Origin of the sequence: Nocardia testacea NBRC 100365, assembly GCF_000308775.1 — a bacterium.
In the GTDB taxonomy this organism is placed as follows: Bacteria; Actinomycetota; Actinomycetes; order Mycobacteriales; family Mycobacteriaceae; genus Nocardia; species Nocardia testacea.
This window is the reverse complement of sequence record NZ_BAGJ01000075.1, coordinates 1-4,271: the sequence shown is the minus strand read 5'-3', so window position 1 is coordinate 4,271 and position 4,271 is coordinate 1. Positions and strand designations below refer to the sequence as shown.

The window sequence follows — 4,271 nt, the reverse complement described above, 5'->3', positions numbered from 1 at the left end:
GGCCACCGGTCCGCGATCCGGCCGCACCACCGCGGCCGCCCGCGGGCGAGCCGCTACGGCCCGTACCCGCGGCACCACCGCGACCGGCTCCGGCCGAACCGCCACGACCCGTACCCGCGGGACCACCGCGGGCAGCTCCGGCCGAACCCGCCCGGCCCGGCGTCGCGAAGCCACCGCGACCACCGCCGGTGCGGCCGCCGCGGCCTTCTGCCGCGCTGTCGGTCCCCGCGGTCCGCGTGGAACGCGGTACCTGATTGCTGCGGGCGCCGCGCTCGGTACTGCGCGGCCCTCCGGTACGGCCGGTACGGGGGCCGTCGTCACTTCCCCGGCGGGGATCCCCGGCGCGGGGGGCGCCACGCCCACGACCGGCCCGAGCGGGCTGGTCACCACTTTTCCTACGATCCGGTATGCCATCTCGGCGAGCGGGTGTCTTCACGTTTTCCTGTCAATCCTCGGCGCCGAGGTTCAGATCTTCCTCGGCGGGTTTTCGCAGCCTGGTGTAGCGGGGGTCCGTCTCCAGACTGTCGTTGATCTCATCGATCAGGTCCACCCCCGGCAACAGGGGCGCCAATGGCGGCAGATCGCTCAGCGACGCCAATCCGATCCGTTCCAGGAACAGTTCGGTGGTGCCGTACAGCGTGCCGTTGGTTTCCGGGTCGGTGCCCGCCTCGGTGATCAATCCCCTGGCCAGCAGGGTACGCATCACACCGTCGACGTTGACACCGCGCACCGCGCTGACCCGTGCCCGGGTCACCGGCTGACGGTATGCCACCACCGCCAGCGTCTCCAGAGCCGCCCGGGTCAACTTCGACCGGGCGCCGTCGAGCAACATACGCTCCACATACGGTGCGTACTCGCTGCGAGTATAGAAGCGCCACCCGTCCCCGGCGAAACGCAGATCGATTCCGCTGCGCCGGGCGGCCAGCTCCGCCGACATCTCCCGCAGGGTGCGCTCCACCCGCTGCGGGGCCTCCTCCAGTGCGGCGGCCAGCTGCTCCACCGGCGCCGGAGTGTCCACCACGAGCAACAGCGCCTCGAGCGCCGACCGGAATTCGTCGTCGTCCAGCGGCTCGGTCGCGATATCGGTCACAGTCTCGGTCATACACCGTCCTCCACGTACGCGCGCGGGCTCCGCGTGGTCACGCTGCGCTCCCGCCTCCGGTCCCGGCTCGCTCGTGCTCCGTCCGCCGCGGACGAGTGAGTGGCCCGCGTGGTCACGCTGCGCTTCCGCGTCCGGCCGGGCTCGCTCATCCGTAGTCCTCTTCTATGGTGACCGGCGCGGCACCGTCGTCCCCGTCGTCACCGATCCAGCGCACGGCGAGCGGGCCCAGCGGGTCGGGCTGGTCGAACTCGATCGTCTTACCCCGATACAGCTCGAGCAATGCCAGGAACCGCGCCACGATCTGGATCGGTGCCGCACAGTCGGCCACCAGGTCGGCGAACGTGGTCCACACCCCCACACCCCGGGCACGCAGCCGTTCCAGCAAGAGCGTCGCCTGCTCGGCCACCGATATGGTATGCGCGTGCAGATGGTCCAGTCCCACCGTCGGGACCGGCCGTGGCCGGAACGCCGCCGCCGCGATCTCGGCGAAAGCGGCCGCGTCCACTCCGAGGCTGACCTCCGGCAGCAGACTCGCGAACCGGTCCTCCAGACCGACACTGCGCGGATACCGGCGCAGCGCGGCCGCCTCCAACTCTCCGAGCAACTCGGCGACCTGCTTGAATGCCCGATACTGCAGCAGCCGGGCGAACAGCAGATCCCGGGCCTCGAGCAACTCCAGATCGTCGGGATCGGTCACCTCGCCGGAGGGCAGCAGCCGGGCCGCCTTCAGATCCAGCAGGGTCGCCGCCACCACGAGGAACTCGGTGGTCTGATCCAGGATCTTGTCGGTGCGCAGCGAATTGCCCGGCTGGTTCAATCCGGCGGTCAACGCCTTGGTGTAGGCGATGAACTCGTCGGTGACCTTGTGCAGCGCCACCTCGGTCACATCGAGACGACGTTGCGAGATCAACTGGAGCAGCAGGTCGAACGGGCCCTCGAAATTGCTCAGCCGCAGATGGAAACCGGACTTCTCCGCTGCCGTGCCCGCCGGATCCGCGGGCGCGGCGGGTTCGCTGATCGTCGACGTTGCCGGCCGGGACGGCCCGCTCACCGCCCGGACCGGTGGATGACTTCCCGTGCCATCGCGCGATACGCCTCGGCGCCACTGGACTTCGGCGCCCACGTGGTGATCGGTTCGCCGGCGACACTGGCATCCGGAAACCGGACCGTCCGCGCGATCGCGGTGTCGTAGACCAGTTCCCCGAACACCTCCACCACGCGCGCCATCACCTGCCGGGAATGCAACAACCGGGCATCGAACATGGTCACCACGATGCCGTACAGGCTCAGCCGCGGATTCAGCCGGTCCCGGACCTTCTCCACGGTGTCGTTGAGCAGGGCCAGCCCGCGCAACGAGAAGTACTCGCACTCCATCGGAATGATCACCCCGTCGGAGCACGCGAGCGCGTTCACGGTGAGCAGACCGAGCGACGGCTGGCAATCGATGAGGATGTAGTCGTAGCGGTCGCGGATCGGTTCCAGCGCGCGTCCCAGCGACTGTTCGCGGCCGACCTCGTTCACCAACTGGATCTCGGCCGCCGACAGATCGATATTGCTGGGCAGCAGATCCAGATTCTCGACCTTGGTCTGCATGAGCACATCATCGGCGCTCACCGGCGCCCCGATGAGCAGATTGTGCACGGTCAGGTCCAGGTCGTGATGGGCCACACCCAGACCCGCCGACAACGCGCCCTGCGGATCGAGGTCCACCAGCAGCACCCGGCGACCGTATTCGGCCAGCGCCGCACCCAGATTGATGGTCGAGGTGGTTTTCCCGACCCCGCCCTTCTGATTGCACATCGCCACGATGAGCGCATTGCCCTCGTGTGACGGCTCCGGCGGTTCCGGAACCGCACGCAGCGGCCGCCCCGTCGGCCCGAGCGCGGCGTCGGCAGGAACGGGTTCGGGGCCCGCGCCCCACACAGACGCGGCGCGATCGTCGCTCTCGGCGCCCTTGGGCGAGTCCGCCGATCCGGCTGTCGTCACGATCCGCTGCTCCTTATACGTTCCTACCCGTCCGTCACCTCGTAGAGCGTAACGAGGCCGATCAAGGCACGGTCTCGCTTTCGCCACGGTCCGGCTAGTCCTAGACGCTACCGGTTGACCCCACTCGAGCGCCGCGTGTATGCACGGCGTGTTGGTGTAGAGGGCGCCACCTGCGGCGATGCGCGGCGGCAGCGCGATGATCCGAACGCTCCGGCGACCCGCGATCGCCCCCCGCCCTCTCCTCCGCCGCCGCAACTCAGCGCGCACGCGGGTGGGCCGTCGCCCACACCTCACGCAGCGTCCCCACCGTGACCAGCGTGTAGATCTGGGTGGTGGTCACCGACGCGTGCCCCAGCAGTTCCTGCACGACGCGCACATCGGCGCCGCCGTCCAGCAGATGGGTGGCGAACGAATGCCGCAGCGTATGCGGTGACACCGTGGCGGTGATCCCGGCGTGTTCGGCGGCGCGCTGGAGTACCTGCCAGGCGCTCTGCCGGGACAACCGGCCGCCGCGCACGTTCAGGAACAACGCGGCCGCCGCACCGGGTGTATGTCGGCGGGCGCGGGCCGCGAGGGCGGGCCGGCCACGCACCAGGTAGGCATCCACCGCGGCCAGCGCGGGGCGGCCGATGGGGACGATCCGCTGTTTACCGCCCTTACCGCGCAACACGACCGCACGGTCGTCGAGATCCAGATCGTCGATATCGAGTCCGACGGTCTCGGAGATCCGCGCGCCGGTCGAGTACAGCAATTCCAGCAGCGCCCGGTCACGCAGTCCGCGCGCCGCGGCCTCGCCCCCGGTCCCGCCGCCGGCGTCGGCCGCGTCCAGCAGCCGCAGCACCTGATCGACCGGCAGCGCCTTGGGCAGCCGCTGGCCCACCATCGGTGGTTTCACGGCGTGCGCGACATCGGCACTGGTCAGCCCTTCGGCGGCCGCGAACCGGTGCAGCCCCCGCACCGCGATCAGCGCCCGCGCCACCGAGCCCGGTGCCAGCGGGGGATGTTCGCCGTCCCCGGCCCGCAGTGCGACCGCGAACTCGGTGATATCGCCCTCCGCGACGGACGCCAGGTCGGTCCGGCCGCGTTCGCTCAGGAACTCCCGGTAGCGGGACAGATCCCGGCGGTAGGCGGAGAGGGTGCTGCGCGCGGCACCCCGCTCCACGGCCAGATGGTCCAGGAAGAT

4 protein-coding genes are annotated in these 4,271 nt (G+C 70.1%); all 4 read right to left on the bottom strand.

Going from position 1 to position 4,271, the window contains the following annotated elements; all coding sequences use genetic code 11:
- Positions 1-445 precede the first annotated feature (445 nt).
- The 4 genes from scpB to xerD all read right to left on the bottom strand — a co-directional run bounded on the left by scpB (position 446) and on the right by xerD (position 4,271).
- Complete coding sequence (gene scpB / locus ON38_RS09400) at positions 446-1,102, bottom strand: SMC-Scp complex subunit ScpB (protein WP_039824067.1); 657 nt, start codon at positions 1,100-1,102, stop codon at positions 446-448.
- Between the two features lie 145 nt (positions 1,103-1,247).
- Positions 1,248-2,153, bottom strand: a complete 906-nt coding sequence (locus tag ON38_RS09395) for a segregation and condensation protein A (protein ID WP_051164536.1) — start codon at positions 2,151-2,153, stop codon at positions 1,248-1,250.
- Positions 2,150-3,025 (bottom strand): ParA family protein, encoded by an 876-nt coding sequence (locus ON38_RS09390; protein ID WP_051164537.1) that lies wholly within the window; start codon positions 3,023-3,025, stop codon positions 2,150-2,152. The genes ON38_RS09395 and ON38_RS09390 overlap by 4 nt, the downstream gene beginning before the upstream one ends.
- A gap of 319 nt (positions 3,026-3,344) precedes the next feature.
- Positions 3,345-4,271 (bottom strand): site-specific tyrosine recombinase XerD, encoded by a 927-nt coding sequence (gene xerD / locus ON38_RS09385; protein ID WP_083872473.1) that lies wholly within the window; start codon positions 4,269-4,271, stop codon positions 3,345-3,347.